The organism is Nocardioides cremeus, from assembly GCF_030518195.1.
Lineage (GTDB): Bacteria > Actinomycetota > Actinomycetes > Propionibacteriales > Nocardioidaceae > Nocardioides > Nocardioides cremeus.
Genome location: NZ_JAULSC010000366.1, coordinates 1 through 243, shown reverse-complemented (window position 1 = coordinate 243; position 243 = coordinate 1). Strand labels below are relative to the sequence as shown.

Genomic DNA, 243 nt, shown 5'->3' with positions numbered 1-243 from the left:
CGACCGCCGGCCTGGATCGACGAGCCGCCCCCCGACGACGACCCGGGCGAGCCCGGACCGCCCCCGACCGACGAGCAGCCGGCTGCCGCGTCCCAGCGGCCCCAGGCCGGGCCCGGGTCGAGCGCCGCGGCCCGCGGCGCGATCCAGCAGACCCCGGTGGGAGGCGTCGACGTCTCGCGCTCCGACGACCTGCGCGCCGCCGACGCCGACGCCCACCCCGACGACCTCGACGCCGACGACGAC

General features: G+C 81.1%; 1 pseudogene. It reads left to right on the top strand.

The annotated features are described in order from the left end of the window. A pseudogene (locus tag QWJ41_RS21375) lies at positions 1-243 on the top strand (hypothetical protein); the annotation flags it as partial.